Annotated in this window: 18 protein-coding genes and 1 pseudogene; 16 read left to right on the top strand and 3 right to left on the bottom strand. The window is 61.1% G+C overall.

Going from position 1 to position 17320, the window contains the following annotated elements:
* The first annotated feature begins 2 nt into the window (after positions 1-2).
* The 4 genes from D109_RS0118750 to D109_RS0118735 all read left to right on the top strand — a co-directional run bounded on the left by D109_RS0118750 (position 3) and on the right by D109_RS0118735 (position 5105).
* Entirely contained in the window at positions 3-767 is a 765-nt protein-coding gene (locus tag D109_RS0118750) for a molecular chaperone (RefSeq protein WP_017478223.1), read from the top strand.
* 237 nt (positions 768-1004) lie between these two features.
* Positions 1005-3539, top strand: coding sequence for a fimbria/pilus outer membrane usher protein (locus D109_RS0118745; protein ID WP_017478222.1), 2535 nt, complete (start codon positions 1005-1007; stop codon positions 3537-3539).
* Between the two features lie 66 nt (positions 3540-3605).
* Positions 3606-4547, top strand: a complete 942-nt coding sequence (locus D109_RS0118740) for a fimbrial protein (RefSeq protein WP_026078064.1) — start codon at positions 3606-3608, stop codon at positions 4545-4547.
* A gap of 21 nt (positions 4548-4568) precedes the next feature.
* On the top strand, positions 4569-5105 hold the full coding sequence (locus D109_RS0118735; RefSeq protein WP_017478220.1) for a fimbrial protein: 537 nt from the start codon (positions 4569-4571) through the stop codon (positions 5103-5105).
* A gap of 92 nt (positions 5106-5197) precedes the next feature.
* Here the strand turns inward: D109_RS0118735 and D109_RS0118730 are convergent, their stop codons facing one another.
* The 3 genes from D109_RS0118730 to D109_RS0118720 all read right to left on the bottom strand — a co-directional run bounded on the left by D109_RS0118730 (position 5198) and on the right by D109_RS0118720 (position 6962).
* Positions 5198-6145 carry a phasin family protein gene (locus D109_RS0118730; protein ID WP_017478219.1) on the bottom strand — a complete coding sequence of 316 codons (948 nt, stop codon included), beginning with the start codon at positions 6143-6145 and terminating at the stop codon, positions 5198-5200.
* 12 nt (positions 6146-6157) lie between these two features.
* Positions 6158-6580: a phasin family protein gene (locus D109_RS0118725; RefSeq protein ID WP_017478218.1), complete on the bottom strand. Its 423-nt coding sequence runs from the start codon at positions 6578-6580 to the stop codon at positions 6158-6160.
* A gap of 106 nt (positions 6581-6686) precedes the next feature.
* Positions 6687-6962 carry a polyhydroxyalkanoic acid system family protein gene (locus tag D109_RS0118720; protein ID WP_017478217.1) on the bottom strand — a complete coding sequence of 92 codons (276 nt, stop codon included), beginning with the start codon at positions 6960-6962 and terminating at the stop codon, positions 6687-6689.
* Positions 6963-7105: 143 nt separating this feature from the next.
* On the opposite strand from D109_RS0118720, the gene ubiE reads away from it, so the two are divergent.
* The 12 genes and pseudogenes from ubiE (at position 7106) to D109_RS0118665 (ending at position 17320) form a co-directional block, all read left to right on the top strand.
* Entirely contained in the window at positions 7106-7876 is a 771-nt protein-coding gene (gene ubiE, locus D109_RS0118715; RefSeq protein WP_003209306.1) for a bifunctional demethylmenaquinone methyltransferase/2-methoxy-6-polyprenyl-1,4-benzoquinol methylase UbiE, read from the top strand.
* Positions 7876-8499: an SCP2 domain-containing protein gene (locus tag D109_RS0118710; RefSeq protein WP_017478216.1), complete on the top strand. Its 624-nt coding sequence runs from the start codon at positions 7876-7878 to the stop codon at positions 8497-8499. Before ubiE ends, D109_RS0118710 begins: the two co-directional genes overlap by 1 nt.
* Positions 8496-10100 (top strand): ubiquinone biosynthesis regulatory protein kinase UbiB, encoded by a 1605-nt coding sequence (ubiB, locus tag D109_RS0118705; protein ID WP_017478215.1) that lies wholly within the window; start codon positions 8496-8498, stop codon positions 10098-10100. Before D109_RS0118710 ends, ubiB begins: the two co-directional genes overlap by 4 nt.
* A gap of 41 nt (positions 10101-10141) precedes the next feature.
* Positions 10142-10534 (top strand): phosphoribosyl-AMP cyclohydrolase, encoded by a 393-nt coding sequence (gene hisI, locus D109_RS0118700; RefSeq protein WP_010169173.1) that lies wholly within the window; start codon positions 10142-10144, stop codon positions 10532-10534.
* Between the two features lie 2 nt (positions 10535-10536).
* A complete protein-coding gene (locus D109_RS0118695; RefSeq protein WP_017478214.1) occupies positions 10537-10869 on the top strand; it encodes a phosphoribosyl-ATP diphosphatase in 333 nt (110 codons plus the stop codon).
* Between the two features lie 25 nt (positions 10870-10894).
* Positions 10895-11173 carry a twin-arginine translocase TatA/TatE family subunit gene (locus D109_RS0118690; RefSeq protein WP_017478213.1) on the top strand — a complete coding sequence of 93 codons (279 nt, stop codon included), beginning with the start codon at positions 10895-10897 and terminating at the stop codon, positions 11171-11173.
* Positions 11174-11183: 10 nt separating this feature from the next.
* Positions 11184-11609: a Sec-independent protein translocase protein TatB gene (gene tatB / locus D109_RS0118685; RefSeq protein WP_017478212.1), complete on the top strand. Its 426-nt coding sequence runs from the start codon at positions 11184-11186 to the stop codon at positions 11607-11609.
* Positions 11606-12397 (top strand): twin-arginine translocase subunit TatC, encoded by a 792-nt coding sequence (gene tatC / locus D109_RS0118680; RefSeq protein ID WP_026078063.1) that lies wholly within the window; start codon positions 11606-11608, stop codon positions 12395-12397. The genes tatB and tatC overlap by 4 nt, the downstream gene beginning before the upstream one ends.
* Positions 12394-13101: a 16S rRNA (uracil(1498)-N(3))-methyltransferase gene (locus D109_RS0118675; RefSeq protein WP_017478210.1), complete on the top strand. Its 708-nt coding sequence runs from the start codon at positions 12394-12396 to the stop codon at positions 13099-13101. Before tatC ends, D109_RS0118675 begins: the two co-directional genes overlap by 4 nt.
* Before the next feature lie 222 nt (positions 13102-13323).
* A pseudogene (locus tag D109_RS1000000135295) lies at positions 13324-14382 on the top strand (methyl-accepting chemotaxis protein); the annotation flags it as partial.
* Positions 14368-15240 (top strand): methyl-accepting chemotaxis protein, encoded by an 873-nt coding sequence (locus tag D109_RS1000000135290; protein WP_371103578.1) that lies wholly within the window; start codon positions 14368-14370, stop codon positions 15238-15240. The pseudogene D109_RS1000000135295 and the gene D109_RS1000000135290, both read left to right, overlap by 15 nt.
* 172 nt (positions 15241-15412) lie before the next feature.
* A complete protein-coding gene (locus D109_RS0118665) occupies positions 15413-17320 on the top strand; it encodes a methyl-accepting chemotaxis protein (RefSeq protein ID WP_017478208.1) in 1908 nt (635 codons plus the stop codon).

Genomic DNA, 17320 nt, shown 5'->3' with positions numbered 1-17320 from the left:
GCATGAATGTCTCTACGATTTCCCGCCCGCTGGCGATGGTTGTGTCCCTGGCGATCGCCCTGCTTGCAACGGTTTCCGTACAAGCCAGCGTAATCCTCAGCAGCACTCGTGTGATTTACCCCCAAACCGACAGGGAAGTGACGGTAAGGCTTGAAAGCAAGAACCAGAAGCCGGTCCTGCTCCAGGTGTGGCTGGACGACGGCGACGAAAACTCCACCCCGGCTGCAGGCAACGTACCCTTCGTTGTGACACCGCCGGTGTTCCGCATGGAGCCGGGTCAGCAACAAGTAATACGCCTGGCGTATACCGGCGAGGCATTGCCAGCCGAGCGCGAGAGCCTGTTCTGGTTCAATGCACTGGAGGTACCGGCACAAGTGCAGGGCGAAGCACAGAATCAATTACAGATGGCGTTCCGCTCTCGGATCAAAGTGTTCTTCCGTCCCCCGAACCTGCCTTACGAGGTGACCTCCTCTCCCGGAAAACTTCAGTGGAGCCATGCTTCCACCGAGCAGGGCCAGATGCTGGAAGTCTACAACCCGACGCCCTACCACGTGAGTTTTGACCAAATCGAAATGCTCACCGCAGGGCAGCGTCATGCCCGGGAACCCGGCGCATCGAGTGCCGACAACATGGTTGTGCCCGACGGCCGCAACCGCTTCCTGCTACCCAGTCTGAAGTCCCCACCCACTACGGCGATGACCGTCGAGTTCCAGGCACTCGACGATTTTGGGGTGGCGGTCTCGCACACGGCCGGTGTTTCGCCATGACGGCCCGAGCGTATTGCCTTCCGCCATAGCCTGGCACTGAACACCACGGCCCTGCCGGCGCCCCACCGCCCCCAATCGCACCCATGCGTTTTTTGCCCACTCATCCGGGCACGGATTCGCTACGCCGAAATTCGGACAGACACCACTTTTGGAACGGTATACATGAGCTCGAAAACGTTAGCCAGAACAAAACACTGGCCCCTATCACACCACAGAGTGAAGCTTGCTGCGCGCCGCATGTTACTGCTCAGCAGCGCCCAAGCGATGGTTGCCCAGGGCGTCGAGCATGTCGAGTTCAACCCGGCATTCTTTCCGGGTGGCGCATCCGGCATGCAGATCGATATTTCACGGTTCAATCAGGGTAACGTCATCCTTCCCGGCAGTTACCGTTCCGATATCTATCTCAACGACCAGTGGATAGGCCGCGAAACCCTGACCTTCGCAGCGGTCGAGGGCAAGCAGTCCGCACAACTGTGCCTGGAGCACGAAACCTTGCTCTCGTTTGGCATCGACCTGGACGCTGTCAAGGAGCACACCGTCGGTACTGCAAAAGCGGTGGCACCCATGGTCCCCCTTTGCGGTGATATCGCCAGCTACATACCGGGCGCGAACGCGCGTTTCGACTCAGGCGAAAGCCAACTCAGGCTTGAGGTTCCGCAGCTTTACCTGGCACGCCAGGCACGTGGTTATGTCAGCCCGGAACAATGGGACAGCGGGGTCAACGCCGCGTTTGTGCGCTACAACGCCAACACCTTTGGTACCCAGGCCGGCGGACGCTCGCTCACCTCGAGTTACCTGGGTGTGAACAGCGGATTCAATCTCGGCGATTGGCATTTTCGCCACAACGGCAGCTACAGCCATTCGGCAACCAGCTCCGGCTATCAGAGCAGTGCCACCTATGTGCAGCGCGAATTGACCGCACTGCGATCGCAACTGGTGGTGGGAGAGATCTATACCCCTGGCGAGCTTTTCGACAGCTTCCGCTTGCGGGGCGCAAGCCTCTCCAGCGATGACCGCATGTTCCCGGACTCCCAGAACGGCTTTGCACCGGTGGTACGTGGTGTCGCCGAAACCAATGCCCGGGTCAGCGTGCGTCAGCGCGGCATCCTGCTGGAGGAGTTTTCCGTGGCGCCCGGCCCGTTCGTGCTCGATGACCTGTCTCCCACGGGCTTCGGCGGCGACCTGACCGTGACGATCACCGAAGCCGACGGCCGCCAGCGTGAGTTCATCGTCCCGTTCGCCGCCAACGCTCACCTGCTGCGCCCCGGCCGTAATCGCTTTTCGTTGAATGTGGGCCAGCTGGACGAAGTCGGCTTGCAGAACCCGCCAACGCTGATGCAGGCAACCTACCAGCACGGCCTGAATAACGTGGTAACGGGCTATACCGGAGGGGTGTTGGGTGACGACTACCACTCACAACTGTTTGGTGCGGCCTTCAATACGCCCTTCGGTGCGCTGTCGTTCGACCTGACGAATTCCTATGCCCGCATACCAGGACATCGCTCAAGCCAGGGGCAAAGTGCGCAACTGCGCTACAGCAAGAACTTCGCCGACACCGGTACCCACTTTGCCCTCGGCGCGTACCGCTATTCCACCGAAGGCTTTCTGAGCGTGCGCGATGCGGCACGCGTGCGTGACCTCGCAATAGAGGGGCGCAGCCTGGACAGTGTGTCGCGCGTGCGCGATCGGATGGACATCAGCCTCAACCAAAGCCTGGGCAAGGGTTCGATCTACCTGACCGCCTCGTCGCAGAACTACTGGAACCGCCAGAGTGGCAACCTGACCTTCGCCGCAGGCTACAGCAACGCCTGGGGGCGTATTCACTACACGGTCGGCGCCCAGCGTACCCGCGACCTGCTGAGCGACCGGGTCGACAATCAGGTCGACTTTACCGTGAGCATGCCATTGGGCAGAGGTGCGCGTTCACCGACCCTGACAGCGACCGCGCTGCGTGGCGACCAGAGTAGCGGCGAACGAGTCAGCCTTGGCGGTAGCGCCGGCGAACATAGCGAACTGAGTTATGGCTTAAGTGCCGGCCAGTCCCAGGGAAATGGCCACGCGGCCAGCGCCGACGTGAAATACCAGGCAAGCCAGGGTGTGCTGTCTGCCGGCTATGGCCAGAGCAACGCTTACCGTTCGGTATCACTCGGTGTCACGGGTGGCATCGTTGCCCACCCCGGCGGTGTGACGCTGTCCTCGGAGCTTGGCGACACCCTCGGCATCGTGCAGGCACCCGATGCAAAGGGCGCGCGAGTCAATGGCAACCACAGCTCACAGGTCGACGCCAATGGCTTTGCCGTAGTGCCCCACCTCACTGCTTACCGAAACAACGTGGTCGAACTCGACCCCAAGGACCTGTCCGTCAACGTGGAACTCAAGACAGCCTCGAAGAACGTAGCGCCGCGCGCGGGTTCGGTGGTGCTGCTTGGGTTTGAGACCGTCAGCGGCCAGGCACTGTTGATTACAGCAGTACGCGAGGATGGCAGCCCGCTGCCATTTGGTGCAGATGTGTTCGATGAAAACGGCGACAGCGTCGGGATGGTCGGTCAAGGCGGCAAGGCGTTTGTACGCGTGGCGGGCAAGCAAGGGCAGTTGATGGTCAAGTGGGGGGCAAGTGCCACGGCCTCGTGTCGATTGAGCTACGACCTGGGCACGGATTCGGCCAACGGAGCGGAGCGTTTACGGCACGTGAACACTGGCACCTGCCAGGCTGGAGTCACCACCGCCGCGCAGCAAATGACCTCATTGGAAAAGGGCAATACGCCTATCTAGACCGATGATCTGGCGGAGCGCGGTGCGCTCTTTGTCTGCAAACACCCTATTTTTGTGGTACTGAAGATGAAGCACTCGATTAAATTCTTTTCGGCACTATTGCTATCTGGCCTGCCGATCGCGGCTAACGCCGCGTGTAATAGATACCCTAATCAGCAACATGGAGCCACCTTCCCGAGCACTATCACCGTACCGCAAAACCTTCCGGTGGGCGGTCTGATTGCCAGCCGGCCGTTCAGCGGTCCTTTTCCCACGACTGAAATGACATGCACTCCCTTCCCGATTGTAGTAACCGGGCGCTTTACGACTCTATCGTCAGCAGGCCAACCCGGGACGTATGACACGCCCATACCAGGCGTTGGCATGCGAGTTTCGGCAACGCTCGGGGGCTCGGTGAGACATATCTTAAACCTGACCAGCGGCAGTGCCATAATTACGCATCCGAATTGGATAATTAACTACACAGCCATGCAGGCAGAGTTTTACAAAACAGGCCCCGTAACGACCGGTGAGCTTGCTGCCGGGGGTCTCTTTGACCAAAGATGGAATGGAAACAGTGGCCGCGTTTACGTACAGCTCAACAACTCGATACGCTTCGTAAATCCAGCCCCCACCTGCGACCTGGCCGCCGGTGACGTCAACCGCACGATCGGGCTCCCCACCATACGCGCCAGCGCTTTGCGGGATGTCAGTTCGGCGGGAGCCAGCAATTTCGAGCTGACCGCCAACTGCAGCAACGCCTCCAGCGTCACCTTCCGCTTTACCGGTACACCAGCATCCGGCGATGCCGCGCGGTTCGCCAACACGGGCAGCGCCCGAGGCGTCGGCCTATGGCTCTATTCACGCGTAGGCGGAAGTAACCAGACCATCAGCAATGGCAACACGCGCGTGGTGACGGTGTCCGGCAATCGCGCGGTGCTGCCGCTCGGCGCTGCGTATTGGAAGAACGGCACGGTCACCCAGGGCAGCCTTTCCAGTACCACCACCGTGGCAATCACCTACAACTAAAGCCTCCACAGGAGCTATCCAATGGAACTACGCGCAATACCGTTATTGCTGGGGATCACCGCCTGCATGGCCGTCACTTCAGCCCACGCCGTCACGACCGGCACCCTCAGATTTACCGGCCAGATCAATGCCGGCACCTGTGACTTGGCCACTGCGGATGTGAATCGAACGGTCAACCTGCCGACGCTCAAGGTGCCGGACTTTAATGGCGTTGATTTCGCAGGGCAAACCAACTTCCAGATCACTGCCAATTGCGAGTCGGACATCCGCAATGTGACCTTTCTATTTACCGGCACCCCGATTGCCGGGAACGGAAACCTCTTCAACAATACGGGAACCTCAGGCGGCATTGGCCTGTGGCTGACGTCCGGCCCTGCGAGTTCACGGGTAACCATCCCCGCCAATGGCACAGTCGCAGCACGCAGTCGCACCCTCACCACCACGAGCAACAGAGCGGTCCTGGATTTGAGTGCGGCGTACCACAAAAACGGAGCTGGGGCGGTGGTCAGCCGAGGTACCCTGGCGAGTGCCGTAACCGTCTCGATCACTTACAACTGATGCCTGCTTGAACGTAGCCTCCGCTGCGGCCATTACAGAAACAAAAACGCCCGACCTTTCCAGGCCGGGCGTTTTTGATTGTCCCGTGAGAATCAGGACTGACTGGTAGGCGTCGGGGTTGCCGGCGCTGCAGTCGAGGTAGCGGCGGCGTGAGTCGGTGGGGTCACCGAGTTGGTCGCTGGCGCCGGAGTTGCAGGCTTGGCCGCTACCGCTGGCTTTGGCGCTGCTGGCTTTTTGGCTACGGCCGGCTTCTTCGCCGCGGCAGGTTTTGCAGCCGGCTTGGCCACTGCAGGTTTTGCAGCAGCAGGTTTGGCGGCGGCTGGTTTGGCAGCGGGTTTAGCGGCAGCGGTTTTAGCCGCAGGCTTGGCTGCTGCTTTGGCTGCCGGCTTGGCAGCAGGTTTTGCAGCTGCTTTAGCGGCCACTGGTTTAGCGGCAGGCTTGGCGGCCGGTTTAGCCGCTGCGGTTTTAGCCGCAGGCTTGGCAGCCGGTTTTGCAGCAGCTTTGGCCGGCGCCTTGGCTGCAGGTTTGGCGGCCGCCTTGACCAGCGGTTTAGCGGCGGTTTTTGCAGCAGGTTTGACCGCTGCAGTTTTCGCGGCAGGCTTGGCAGCTGGTTTAGCCGCGGCGGTTTTGGCCGCAACTGGCGCAGCTTTAAGGCCGGTGAGTTTTTCGATTTGCTTGGTCAAGGTATCGACCTTGCTGTGCAGCGCTTTCACTTCAGTACGGCTAGGTACGCCGAGTCGCGAAATGGCACTGTTCAGGCGCTTGTCAAAAGCCCCTTCCAGTTCGCCCCACTTATCGCTGATACGTGATTTGGCAGAACCGGCGGAAGCCTTTGCCGCATCGACTTGTTTACCCACTGTGCTCTTGGTCAACTTCTCGGCCTTCTCGCCGTCTTTAACCAAAGTCTCGAAGTATTTACCGCCGTCACTGCTCACCTTCGAGTACACGCCTAAACCGGCCAGCCAGATCTTGCGGGAGTATTTTTCAACTTCCCCGATCCACGAGCTGCCTTCTTTATCAGTAGTCTTTTTACCAGCCATCCCGTTGTCTCCTTAGTGTTTACGCGCGACACGTTCGAGCAATGCCGTCAGCTCATCAAGCTTAGCAGAGAGTGTCTCCACGTCATGTTTAGACGGAATGCCGATCCGATTCAAGGCACTTCCAACACGACTATCAAAAGCACGTTCAACTTTATCCAGTTGCACTTCGACTCGACCTTTGACGCCGAAGACTTCGCTCTTGACTTGATCAATCTGACTGTTGGCAGCATCAAGTTGTTCAATCACAACTTTTTTGCCTTTACTTTCAACATGTTGACCAGTCTTAACGAGCTCTTTGAAGTACTCGGCGCCCTCGCTTCCAACCTTGGCATAAGCCCCCAAACCGGCCAACCAGATCTTGCGGGCATAGGATTTAACGTCAGTCAGGGCGTTAGTTCCGGTAGCAATTTTTTTCTTCAAAATAACTTTGGCCATGGTGCACCTCACGCATAAAGGGGGGGAGGAACTGCCCACAGAAGTTGAGGGCTTGGGCACAAAGTAGGCAGAAAAATTAGAATCGGCACCCTAAGAAGGACGAAAATCAGGCCAGGGCTTTATCCAGTGCCTTCTCGATTTCGGACTTGATGGTGCCACTCATGGCCGACATCAACAGCCCCAGTTCGACTTCGATGCGCAGGGAGTCTTCAGCCACTTTCACAGTGCCTTTAACGCCCGAACGTTTGAGGTTCAGTGTGTCGCCGGCCCACGAAGACTCCAGGCCATATTGATCCTTGAGTTTGCTCGCCAACTTGTCGGCTTTTTCTCGGGCAGCGTCTTTGCCCAGTGTGTGAGCACGTTCAACCTGTATACGGGCCATTTGAATGACTCCTCGTTATAGGGACTTGACGACCCGCCGTGCGGCAAAAGGTCTCGGTGGTCACCTATCTTACCTTCAGCCTTGCCAAGACAAAGCATGCCTTGGGGATTAGAATGCCCCCATTCTCTTTTGGTGACAGCGATATGACTGATCAGCGCAAAGGCAGCGATGCCGAACCCACCACTCACTTCGGCTTCAAGAACGTCCCGGAAAGCCAGAAAGCGGAAAAAGTCGCCGAGGTATTCCACTCGGTAGCCGCCAAGTACGACTTGATGAACGACGTACTGTCCGGCGGCATGCACCGCCTGTGGAAGCGCTTCACCATCGAGTTGTCGGGCGTACGCACCGGCAACCGCGTGCTGGATATCGCCGGTGGCACAGGCGACCTGGCCGCCAAGTTCTCCAAGCTGGTGGGCCCGACCGGCCAAGTGGTACTGGCCGACATCAACGGCTCGATGCTCAAGGTCGGCCGCGACCGCCTGTTGGATAAAGGCGTGGCGGGCAATATCGAATTCGTCCAGGCCGACGCTGAAAAGCTGCCGTTTCCGGACAACCATTTCGACTGCGTCACCATCGCCTTCGGCCTGCGTAACGTGACCCACAAGGAAGACGCGCTGCGCTCCATGTTGCGCGTGCTCAAGCCCGGCGGTCGCCTGCTGGTGCTGGAGTTCTCCAAGCCGACCAACGCGCTGATGTCCAAAGTCTACGACACCTACTCGTTCGCCTTCATGCCGTTGATGGGCAAGCTGATCACCAATGACGCCGAAAGCTACCGCTACCTGGCCGAATCGATCCGCATGCACCCGAACCAGGAAACCCTGAAGTCGATGATGGTAGAAGCCGGTTTCGACCGTGTGACCTACCACAACATGACCTCGGGCATCGTCGCCCTGCACCGCGGCATCAAGCCCTGATGCTGTTCGCAGGCCTTCTCGCCAGCGTCGAACACGGCCTCAACCGTGTACTGCGCCTGGACAGCACCGCCCTGGCACGGCTGGCGCACCTGAACGGCAGGATCATCGCCGTCGAGTGCACCAGCCCCGCCTTGCAGCTGTTTATCCTGCCCAGCGATGAAGGCCTGTTGCTGGCGTCCCACTGGGCCGCCGACGCCGACTGCACCCTGCGCGCTTCCGGTTCAAGCCTGCTGCGCCTGGCCCTGAGCCGGGACAAGACGGCGATCCTCCACGGCCCGGACGTGGAACTTGAAGGCGACAGCGCGGTGCTGATGGACCTGGCCGCCGTACTGCAAGACCTGGAACTGGACTGGGAGTATGAGCTGTCCCGTTGGCTCGGCCCGGTGGCCACCCAACTGATCAGCGGTCACCTGCGCAGCCGCACGCGCTGGTACCAGCAGGGTTTCGCCAGCCTGAACCAGAACCTCGCCGAATACCTGAGCGAAGAATCGCGCACCCTGGTCGGACAACGGGAAGCGGAAGCGCGCTTTCGCGAACTCGACCAGGCCAAACTCGACCTGGAACGACTTGAGGCGCGCTTCGAGCGCCTGAGCCGCTCCCTTGATTCAAGCGATAACGCATGAAGCTGCTCGCCGTCCGCCGTTTGTTTCGTATCCAGCGCGTCGTAATCCGCTACCGCCTCGATGACCTGCTGTTCGCCCTGCCGCTGCCATGGTTCCTGCTGGCGGTGCGCTATGTGCTGCCGTGGCGCTGGTTCCCGCGCAAAACCCTCGAGCTGAGCCGTGGTGCGCGCCTGCGCCTGGCGTTGCAGGACCTCGGACCGATCTTCATCAAATTCGGGCAGATCCTCTCCACCCGTCGAGACTTGCTGCCCGAAGACATCGCCGACGAGCTGATGTTGTTGCAGGACCGCGTGCCGCCGTTCGACTCGCAACTGGCAGTCACGCTGATTGAAGAACAACTGGGCAAGAAGATCAGCGAAGTCTTCAGCCGCTTCGACATCGCCCCGCTGGCTTCGGCCTCGGTGGCCCAGGTGCATGCCGCACAGTTGAAAAGCGGCGAAGAAGTGGTGGTGAAGGTCATCCGCCCGGGCCTCAAGCCGATCATCGGCCAGGACCTGGCCTGGCTGTTCATCCTTGCCCGCGCCGCCGAGCGCTTCTCGGCCGACGCGCGCCTGCTGCACCCGGTGGACGTGGTGCTGGACTACGAAAAAACCATCTACGACGAACTCGACCTGCTGCGCGAAGCGGCCAACGCCAGCCAGCTCAAGCGCAATTTCGAAGGCTCGCAGCTGCTGTACGTGCCGCAAGTGTATTGGGACTGGTGCCGCCCGAAAGTGCTGGTGATGGAGCGCATCTACGGCGTGCAGGTCACCGACCTCGCGACCCTGGCCGACCAGCGCACCGACATGAAAATGCTTGCCGAGCGCGGCGTGGAGATTTTCTTCACCCAGGTGTTCCGCGACAGCTTCTTCCACGCCGACATGCACCCCGGCAACATCTTCGTCAGCACCGTGAACCCGTGGAGCCCGCAGTACATTGCGATCGACTGCGGCATCGTCGGCAGCCTGACCCCGGAAGACCAGGACTACCTGGCCCGCAACCTGTTTGCCTTCTTCAAGCGTGACTACCGCCGCGTGGCGCAGTTGCACATCGATTCAGGCTGGGTACCGGCTGAAACCAAACTCAACGAATTCGAAGCGGCGATCCGCACCGTGTGCGAGCCGATCTTCGAAAAACCGTTAAAAGATATTTCCTTCGGCCAGGTGCTGATGCGCCTGTTCCAGACCGCGCGGCGCTTCAATATGGAAGTGCAGCCGCAGCTGGTACTGCTGCAAAAGACCCTGCTGAACATCGAAGGCCTGGGCCGCCAGCTGTACCCGGACCTGGACCTGTGGAACACCGCCCAGCCGTTCCTCGAGCGCTGGATGCGTGACCGCGTCAGCCCGAAAACCCTGCTGGGCAACCTGCAAAGCCAGGTCGAGCAACTGCCGCACCTGGCCAACATGACCCGCGACCTGCTGGAGCGCATGTCCCAGCCCCACGCCCAGGACCCGGCACCGCCGTGGCACAAGCGTAAAGACGACTGGTTCCTGCGCCTGTTGGGCGCCGCGCACCTGGTGGGCGGCACGATACTGGCCGCCGGCGGGCCGCTGAACGAACTGGGCCACTGGCCGGCTGGCATCATGGTCGCCGTGGGCGTGTATCTGATCGTGCGTCGATAGCCAATCCGGTTATACACTGTCGCAAATTGCCGGAGCCGAAAATGAAAGACTGGCTGGACGAGATCAAGTGGGACAGTGACGGCCTGGTGCCGGCCATTGCCCAGGACTACAAGACCGGGCGCGTGCTGATGATGGCCTGGATGAACCGCGAGGCCCTGAGCCTGACCGCCGCCGAGAACCGCGCCATCTACTGGTCACGTTCCCGTGGCAAACTGTGGCGCAAGGGCGAAGAGTCCGGGCACGTGCAAACCCTGCATGAGATGCGCATCGACTGCGATGCCGATGTGGTGATCCTCAAGGTCGAGCAGATCGGCGATATCGCCTGTCACACCGGCCGTCACAGCTGCTTCTACCGCGTGTTTGAAAACGGCGAGTGGAAGACCGTCGAGCCCGTGCTCAAAGACCCGCACGCTATTTACTCGGCAGGACACTGAATATGACTGACACCCTGAACCGCCTGGCCCAGGTGCTGGAAGACCGCAAGGGCGCGGCCGCCGACAGCTCTTATGTCGCTAGCCTGTACCACAAGGGTCTGAACAAGATTCTGGAAAAACTCGGCGAAGAGTCCGTCGAGACGATTATTGCGGCCAAGGACGCGCAAATCAGCGGCGACTGCAGCGACGTGATCTACGAAACTGCCGACTTGTGGTTCCACAGTCTGGTCATGCTCGCCCAACTGGGGCAGCATCCACAGGCAGTGCTTGATGAACTGGACCGTCGCTTCGGCTTGTCCGGGCATGCCGAAAAGGCCTCGCGCCCGTCCGCCTGACCAACTTTTACAGAGGAATTGCAGCATGGGCATTTTTGACTGGAAACACTGGATCGTCATTCTGGTAGTGGTTGTCCTGGTGTTCGGCACCAAGAAGCTGAAAAACCTCGGCACCGACGTCGGTGAATCGATCAAGGGCTTTCGCAAGGCCATGAACGACGACGAGAAACCTGCCGACCCGGTCGTCAACCCGGTGCCACCGGCGCAGCCTGTGCACCCGCAGGCCACTCAGCCGATCACTGAACGTCGCACCTTCGACGTGCAGGCCGAGCACGTCAAAGAGCAGAACCAAAAAGACTCGTGAGTACTGAATAATGTTTGGTATCAGCTTCTCTGAACTGCTGCTCGTCGGCCTCGTGGCCCTGCTGGTACTGGGGCCGGAACGCCTGCCCGGTGCCGCGCGCACAGCCGGCCTGTGGATCGGGCGCCTGAAACGCAGTTTCAACGCCATCAAACAGGAAGTTGAACGGGAAATAGGCGCCGACGAGATTCGCCGGCAACTGCACAACGAGCACATTCTGTCGTTGGAGCAGGAGGCACGGAAGATTCTCTCGCCTGTGCAGGAACCCCCCAAGCCGGTTGAACCTGTGGCCGAGCACTCGATTGCGCCGCCCGCTGCACCTGCACCGGTCGCTGAACCCGTGCATGCCGCCGCGCCAGCAACCCCGACCGAACCCGCGCCGACACCTGCCGTGTCGCCCGCGCCCCACGACCCTACATTGCCGCCGCGAGCCCCATGAGCGCTGATAAACCGGAAACTGACCAGCACATGCCACTGGTCTCGCACCTCACCGAGTTGCGTACCCGCCTGCTGCGCTGTGTCGCGGCGATCTTCATCATCTTTGCCGGGCTGTTTGCCTTCACCCAGCAGATCTACACCTTCGTCTCCACGCCGCTGCGCGACTACTTGCCGGCTGGCGCGACGATGATCGCCACCGACGTGTCGTCGCCGTTCCTCACGCCGTTGAAGCTGACGATGATGGTTTCGCTGTTCCTGGCGATCCCGGTGATCCTGCATCAGATCTGGGGCTTTATCGCGCCGGGCCTGTACAAGCATGAAAAACGCATCGCCGTGCCGCTGCTGGTGTCGAGCATCCTGCTGTTCTACACCGGTATGGCCTTCGCCTACTTCCTGGTGTTCCCACTGATCTTCAAGTTCTTCGCCGCCGCTACACCGGCCGGCGTGGAGATGATGACCGATATCACCAGTTACCTCGACTTCGTGATGACGCTGTTCTTCGCCTTTGGCGTGGCCTTCGAAATCCCGGTGGCCGTGGTGCTGCTGGTGTGGATCGGCGTGGTCGACGTCAAATACCTGAAGAAGATCCGCCCGTACGTGATCATCGGCTGCTTCGTGGTCGGCATGATCCTGACCCCGCCGGACATCTTCTCCCAGACCTTGCTGGCCGTACCGATGTGGATGCTGTTCGAGATCGGCATCCTGTTTGGCAGCCTGGTGAGCAAGCGTGGTGATCACCCGGATGACCAACCCGCCGACGACGACCAGCCACCAGCGACACAGCCGTGAACCTGCTGCTGCTTGAGGAGGCCGACTTTATCGCGGCCGACCGGGTGGTGCTGCGTGATCGGCGCCTGGTGCATATGCAGGAAGTCCACCGTGCCGCCGTAGGCGACAGCCTGCGGGTCGGACGCATTGGCGGGTTGATGGGCAACGCGCAATTGCTGCGCCTGGATGCCCGGGAAGCCGAACTGGAAGTCACCTTCGACCAGCCGCCCCCGGCCAAACTGCCCCTGACCCTGCTGCTGGCCCTGCCGCGCCCGAAAATGCTGCGCCGGGTGCTGCAAACCGTGGCGTCCATGGGTGTGCCGCGGGTGATACTGGTCAACAGCTACCGGGTGGAAAAGAGCTTCTGGCAAACGCCGTTCCTGGAGCCGGAGGCGATTCGCGAGCAATTGATCCTCGGCCTGGAACAGTCCCGGGACACGGTGCTGCCCGAGATCGTGATCGAAAAGCGCTTCAAGCCGTTCGTCGAAGACCGCCTGCCTGCCCTGGCGCAAGGCACCCTCGGCCTGATTGGCCACCCGGGCGACTATCCGCCCTGCCCTCGCGGGCTGGATGAGCCGGTTACCCTGGCCATCGGGCCGGAAGGTGGCTGGATTCCCTACGAAGTGGATCTGCTGGCCAAGGCCGGGTTGCAGCCGGTGCAACTGGGGGCGCGCATCCTGAGGGTCGAAACCGCCGTCACCGCGCTGCTCTCAAGACTCTTTTAAATCCCAATGTGGAGCGGGAGCTTGCTGTGGCGAGGGAGCTTGCTCCCGCTGGAGTGCGCAGCGCTCCCATTTTTTTTTTGGGGCCGCTACGCAGCCCAGCGGGAGCAAGCTCCCTCGCCACAGCAAGCTCCCTCGCCACAAAAACACCCGTCCTACAGAAACATCCGAACCTGCCGATAGCTTCTGAATAAGTCCAAGCCTTGTTCCAGGGGAGTTCGCAGCATGTATCGTTGGTTAGCCGAGAAACTGGGGAATGTCAGCGTCAACCGCAAGCTGAGCATAGGCTTCGGCCTGGTATTGGTCCTGACCCTCTTGATCACCTTCACCGGCTGGACCGGCCTCAGCGGCGTGATCAGCCGTGGCGACAAGCTGGGCTATATTTCCAGCCTCAACGGGCTGTCCAAAGACCTGCGCCTGGCGCGCCTGGACTTCGAAATGCGTCGCGGCGAACAAGGCACGGGCGCGGTCACCGACTTGATCACACAGCTGGACAGCGGCCTGAAAACCGCCGCAGAGCTGATCGAACAACCCGCCGACAAGCTCGTCGTGGAACAACAACAGGACGCCTTGGGCCAATACAAAAAAGCCTTCGGCGCCATGGTGCAGGCCGGCCTGAAGCGTGAAGGCGCCCGCAGCAAACTGGGGGATACCGCCGACAACGCCGTGGCAAAAATCAACGAAGTGGAAAAATCCCTGCTGCAAGGCGACAGCGTCACCCTGTTCAACAGCGTGGTCGACCTGAGCAAGCTGATCCAGCAAGCGCGCTTCCAGGTGCGCGGCTACACCTACAGCGGCAAGGTCGAAGCCGAACAGCCGGCCCTGGATGCCATCGACAACGCCCTGAAAAAAATCACCGACCTCAGCGACCAGTTGCCGGAGCAATATCGGGCCAACCTGCAAGAAGCAAGCGTCTCGCTGCAGGCCTACCGCGCCGCCGTCAGCCAGTACCGCGATTCCCAGGTCGCCACCGCTGCCGCGACAAAAATCATGGCCGAGCAAGGCGACATCCTGCTTGACCACAGCGACAAACTCACCACCTCGCAAACCGCGGTGCGCGACACCGACACCGCCCACGCCAAGAACCTGCTGCTGTTGGCCACCGCCCTCGCGCTGGCCTTCGGCGTCCTCGCCGCCTGGGCCATCACCCGCCAGATCGTCATTCCGCTGAGCCAGACCCTCAAAGTGGCCGAACGCGTAGCGGCGGGCGACCTCAGCCACAACTTGATCTCCGAACGCCGCGATGAGCTGGGCCAACTGCAACGCTCCATGCAGAGCATGACCGTAGGCCTGCGGGAGCTGATCGGCGGTATCAGCGACGGCGTCACCCAGATTGCCAGCGCCGCCGAGCAACTGTCGGCCGTCACCGAGCAGACCAGCGCCGGGGTCAACAGCCAGAAGGTCGAGACCGACCAGGTAGCCACCGCCATGAACGAAATGGCCGCTACCGTGCAGGAAGTCGCACGTAACGCCGAGGAAGCTTCCGAGGCCGCCGTAGCCGCCGACCAGCAGGCCCGTGAGGGTGACAAGGTAGTCGGTGAGGCCATCGCCCAGATCGAGCGCCTGGCCAGCGAGGTGGGCAACTCCACCGAAGCCATGGGCCATCTCAAGCGTGAAAGCGACAAGATTGGCAGTGTGCTGGACGTCATCAAGTCGGTGGCCCAGCAAACCAACCTGCTGGCCCTCAACGCGGCGATTGAAGCGGCGCGCGCCGGTGAAGCCGGGCGCGGTTTTGCGGTGGTTGCCGATGAAGTGCGCAGCCTGGCCCAACGGACGCAGAAGTCCACCGAGGAGATCGAAGAGTTGATCGTCGGCCTGCAAAGCGGCACCCAGCAGGTGGCGACCATCATGGACAACAGTCGTGGCCTGACCGACAGCAGCGTCGAGCTGACCCGCCGGGCCGGCAATGCCCTGGAGAACATCACCCGTACCGTCTCGGCGATCCAGGCGATGAACCAGCAGATTGCCACCGCCGCCGAGCAACAAAGCGCCGTGGCCGAAGAGATCAACCGCAGCGTACTCAATGTGCGGGACGTTTCCGAACAAACCTCGGCGGCCAGCGAGGAGACCGCGGCGTCCAGCGCCGAGCTGGCGCGCCTGGGGGTTTACCTGCAAAGCCTGGTAGGTCGCTTCAAGGTCTGACCCGTTTGCGGCGGCCATCAGGGCCGCCATCCTGACAACTTGTGAAATTTCCTACGCGTTTTTCAGGTCGTGGATCACACGTCTGGCGCCGAATAAAAGTAGCGTTTCAACTCCCCTGACCGTTGTCGGCCGGACGCTTGAGACGCTCCTTTTGATTCGTTGGAGGTTCACCATGTTTCGTCCACTGACCCGCCTGCTTGGAAACATCAGCATCAGCCTCAAACTTGCCCTGGGCTTTGGCCTGGTGCTCAGCCTCAGCCTGATCATCGCGTCTACCGGCTGGCAAGCCTTGAGCGCATCCCTCGAGCGCTCACAAAAACTCACTACCCTCTCGCAATTGGCCGTCGTCGGCGAAGAGTTGCGGGCTGATCGCATCGTCTATCGCACCCTTAACGACCCCGCGAGCCTGTCGAAGATAGGCGTGCACATGGACAAGATCGACCAGTTCCTGGTGGACCTCGCCCCACGATTTACCGACCCGGTCAACCAACAACAACTGCAGGAAAGCCGTCGCTTTGTCACCAGCTTCAAAACCGCCCTCAGCGGCCTGGAGGGGCTGATCAAACAACGCGAGAACGCCCGCGAACAGCTCAAGCGCAGTTCAATCCACAGCAGCGACAGCCTCTCAGAACTGTCCAGCAACCTGCCCAATCAAGACGATGAAAAGGCCCTCGACGCCGTAGAACAATTGCGCCAGGCCATGGAACAAGCCGAAGACCGCGCCCAAAGCCCCGCGTGGGCCGCTGCGTCACTGGACGCCTATACCAACGGCGTGAGCGAAGCGCTACTGGCCCTGGATGGCGCCCAAGCGGCGGTAGGCACACTGCCGGTTGATGCCAGCGCTCTGAAAAAAGCCCTGCTCGACTTTCGGACTCATCTGACACGCCTCAAGGATGCCCAACTCAGCACCGAAACCACCCAGAACCAGCTTGAGCAGTGGCTGGATCAGTTGCTCACGGAAAGCGACCTGCTGAGCCAGGACCAGACCGCCAAGCGTGACAAGGAAGCCAGCCTCGCCCGCACCCTGCTGCTAAACGTCACCGCGGCGGCGTTGTTGCTCGGCGTCGTGGCCGCCTGGTTGATCGCCGTCCAGATCGTCGCGCCGCTGCGCCAGGCCCTGCATGTGGCCAACCGGATTGCCGAAGGTGACCTGAGCCACGACATCCAGACCTCGCGCCAGGACGAACTGGGGCAGTTGCAGCGCAGCATCGGGCAAATGACCCTCAACCTGCGGGGCTTGATCAGCGGCATCGGCCACAGCGCCCAACAGATCGCCAGTGCCGCCGAACAACTGTCTGCCGTCACCGAACAGACCCGCGCCGGGGTCGACGGCCAGAAACAGGAAACCGAACAGGTGGCCACCGCCATGAATGAGATGCTCGCCACCTCCCAGGAAGTTGCGCGCCATGCCGAGCAAGCTTCGCTTGCCGCTACCGAGGCCGATCAGCAGGCGGGCCAGGGCGATCAGGTGGTGGCTGAGGCGATCACCCACATCGAGCACCTGGCTCAGGAGATGGCGCGTTCAAGCCAGGCCATGCAAGGCTTGCAACAGGAAAGCCGGAAGATCGGCAGCGTGCTGGAGGTGATCAAGTCGGTGTCGGAGCAGACCAATTTGCTGGCCCTCAACGCCGCGATCGAAGCGGCCCGCGCCGGCGAGGCAGGCAGAGGCTTTGCCGTGGTCGCCGATGAAGTGCGCAGCCTGGCGCAACGCACCCAACAGTCGGCCGAGGAAATCGAGGAGCTGATCAGCGGCCTGCACCGGGGTACGCAGCAGGTCGCGGACATCATGGACAACAGTCGCAGCCTCACCGACAACAGCGTGCAACTGACCCGCCGCGCAGGAGACGCGCTGGCGGGTATCACCCGTACCGTGTCAGTGATTCAGGAGATGAACCCGCAAATTGCCGCTGCCGCCGAGGAGCAAACGGCGGTCGCCGAGGAGATCAACCGCAGCGTGTTGAAGGTCAAGGATGTATCGGAACAGACCTGGGCCGCGAGCCAGGAGACTGCGGCGGCCAGTGTCGAACTGGCGCGCCTGGGGGCGGATTTGCAGGTGTGGGTGGGCAAGTTCAAGGTCTAG

The organism is Pseudomonas sp. PAMC 26793, from assembly GCF_000313235.1.
Taxonomy (GTDB): domain Bacteria; phylum Pseudomonadota; class Gammaproteobacteria; order Pseudomonadales; family Pseudomonadaceae; genus Aquipseudomonas; species Aquipseudomonas yamanorum.
The sequence above is the reverse complement of the archived record's forward strand: the minus strand, read 5'-3'. Positions and strand labels throughout refer to the sequence as shown.

Bases quoted from the DNA above. Each gene is read 5' to 3' on its own strand.
- D109_RS0118750 (WP_017478223.1), top strand. From the start codon at position 3: ATGAATGTCTCTACGATTTCCCGCCCGCTGGCGATGGTTGTGTCCCTG.
- D109_RS0118745 (WP_017478222.1), top strand. From the start codon at position 1,005: ATGTTACTGCTCAGCAGCGCCCAAGCGATGGTTGCCCAGGGCGTCGAG.
- D109_RS0118740 (WP_026078064.1), top strand. From the start codon at position 3,606: ATGAAGCACTCGATTAAATTCTTTTCGGCACTATTGCTATCTGGCCTG.
- D109_RS0118735 (WP_017478220.1), top strand. From the start codon at position 4,569: ATGGAACTACGCGCAATACCGTTATTGCTGGGGATCACCGCCTGCATG.
- D109_RS0118730 (WP_017478219.1), bottom strand. From the start codon at position 6,145: ATGGCTGGTAAAAAGACTACTGATAAAGAAGGCAGCTCGTGGATCGGG.
- D109_RS0118725 (WP_017478218.1), bottom strand. From the start codon at position 6,580: ATGGCCAAAGTTATTTTGAAGAAAAAAATTGCTACCGGAACTAACGCC.
- D109_RS0118720 (WP_017478217.1), bottom strand. From the start codon at position 6,962: ATGGCCCGTATACAGGTTGAACGTGCTCACACACTGGGCAAAGACGCT.
- ubiE (WP_003209306.1), top strand. From the start codon at position 7,106: ATGACTGATCAGCGCAAAGGCAGCGATGCCGAACCCACCACTCACTTC.
- D109_RS0118710 (WP_017478216.1), top strand. From the start codon at position 7,876: ATGCTGTTCGCAGGCCTTCTCGCCAGCGTCGAACACGGCCTCAACCGT.
- ubiB (WP_017478215.1), top strand. From the start codon at position 8,496: ATGAAGCTGCTCGCCGTCCGCCGTTTGTTTCGTATCCAGCGCGTCGTA.
- hisI (WP_010169173.1), top strand. From the start codon at position 10,142: ATGAAAGACTGGCTGGACGAGATCAAGTGGGACAGTGACGGCCTGGTG.
- D109_RS0118695 (WP_017478214.1), top strand. From the start codon at position 10,537: ATGACTGACACCCTGAACCGCCTGGCCCAGGTGCTGGAAGACCGCAAG.
- D109_RS0118690 (WP_017478213.1), top strand. From the start codon at position 10,895: ATGGGCATTTTTGACTGGAAACACTGGATCGTCATTCTGGTAGTGGTT.
- tatB (WP_017478212.1), top strand. From the start codon at position 11,184: ATGTTTGGTATCAGCTTCTCTGAACTGCTGCTCGTCGGCCTCGTGGCC.
- tatC (WP_026078063.1), top strand. From the start codon at position 11,606: ATGAGCGCTGATAAACCGGAAACTGACCAGCACATGCCACTGGTCTCG.
- D109_RS1000000135290 (WP_371103578.1), top strand. From the start codon at position 14,368: ATGCAGAGCATGACCGTAGGCCTGCGGGAGCTGATCGGCGGTATCAGC.
- D109_RS0118665 (WP_017478208.1), top strand. From the start codon at position 15,413: ATGTTTCGTCCACTGACCCGCCTGCTTGGAAACATCAGCATCAGCCTC.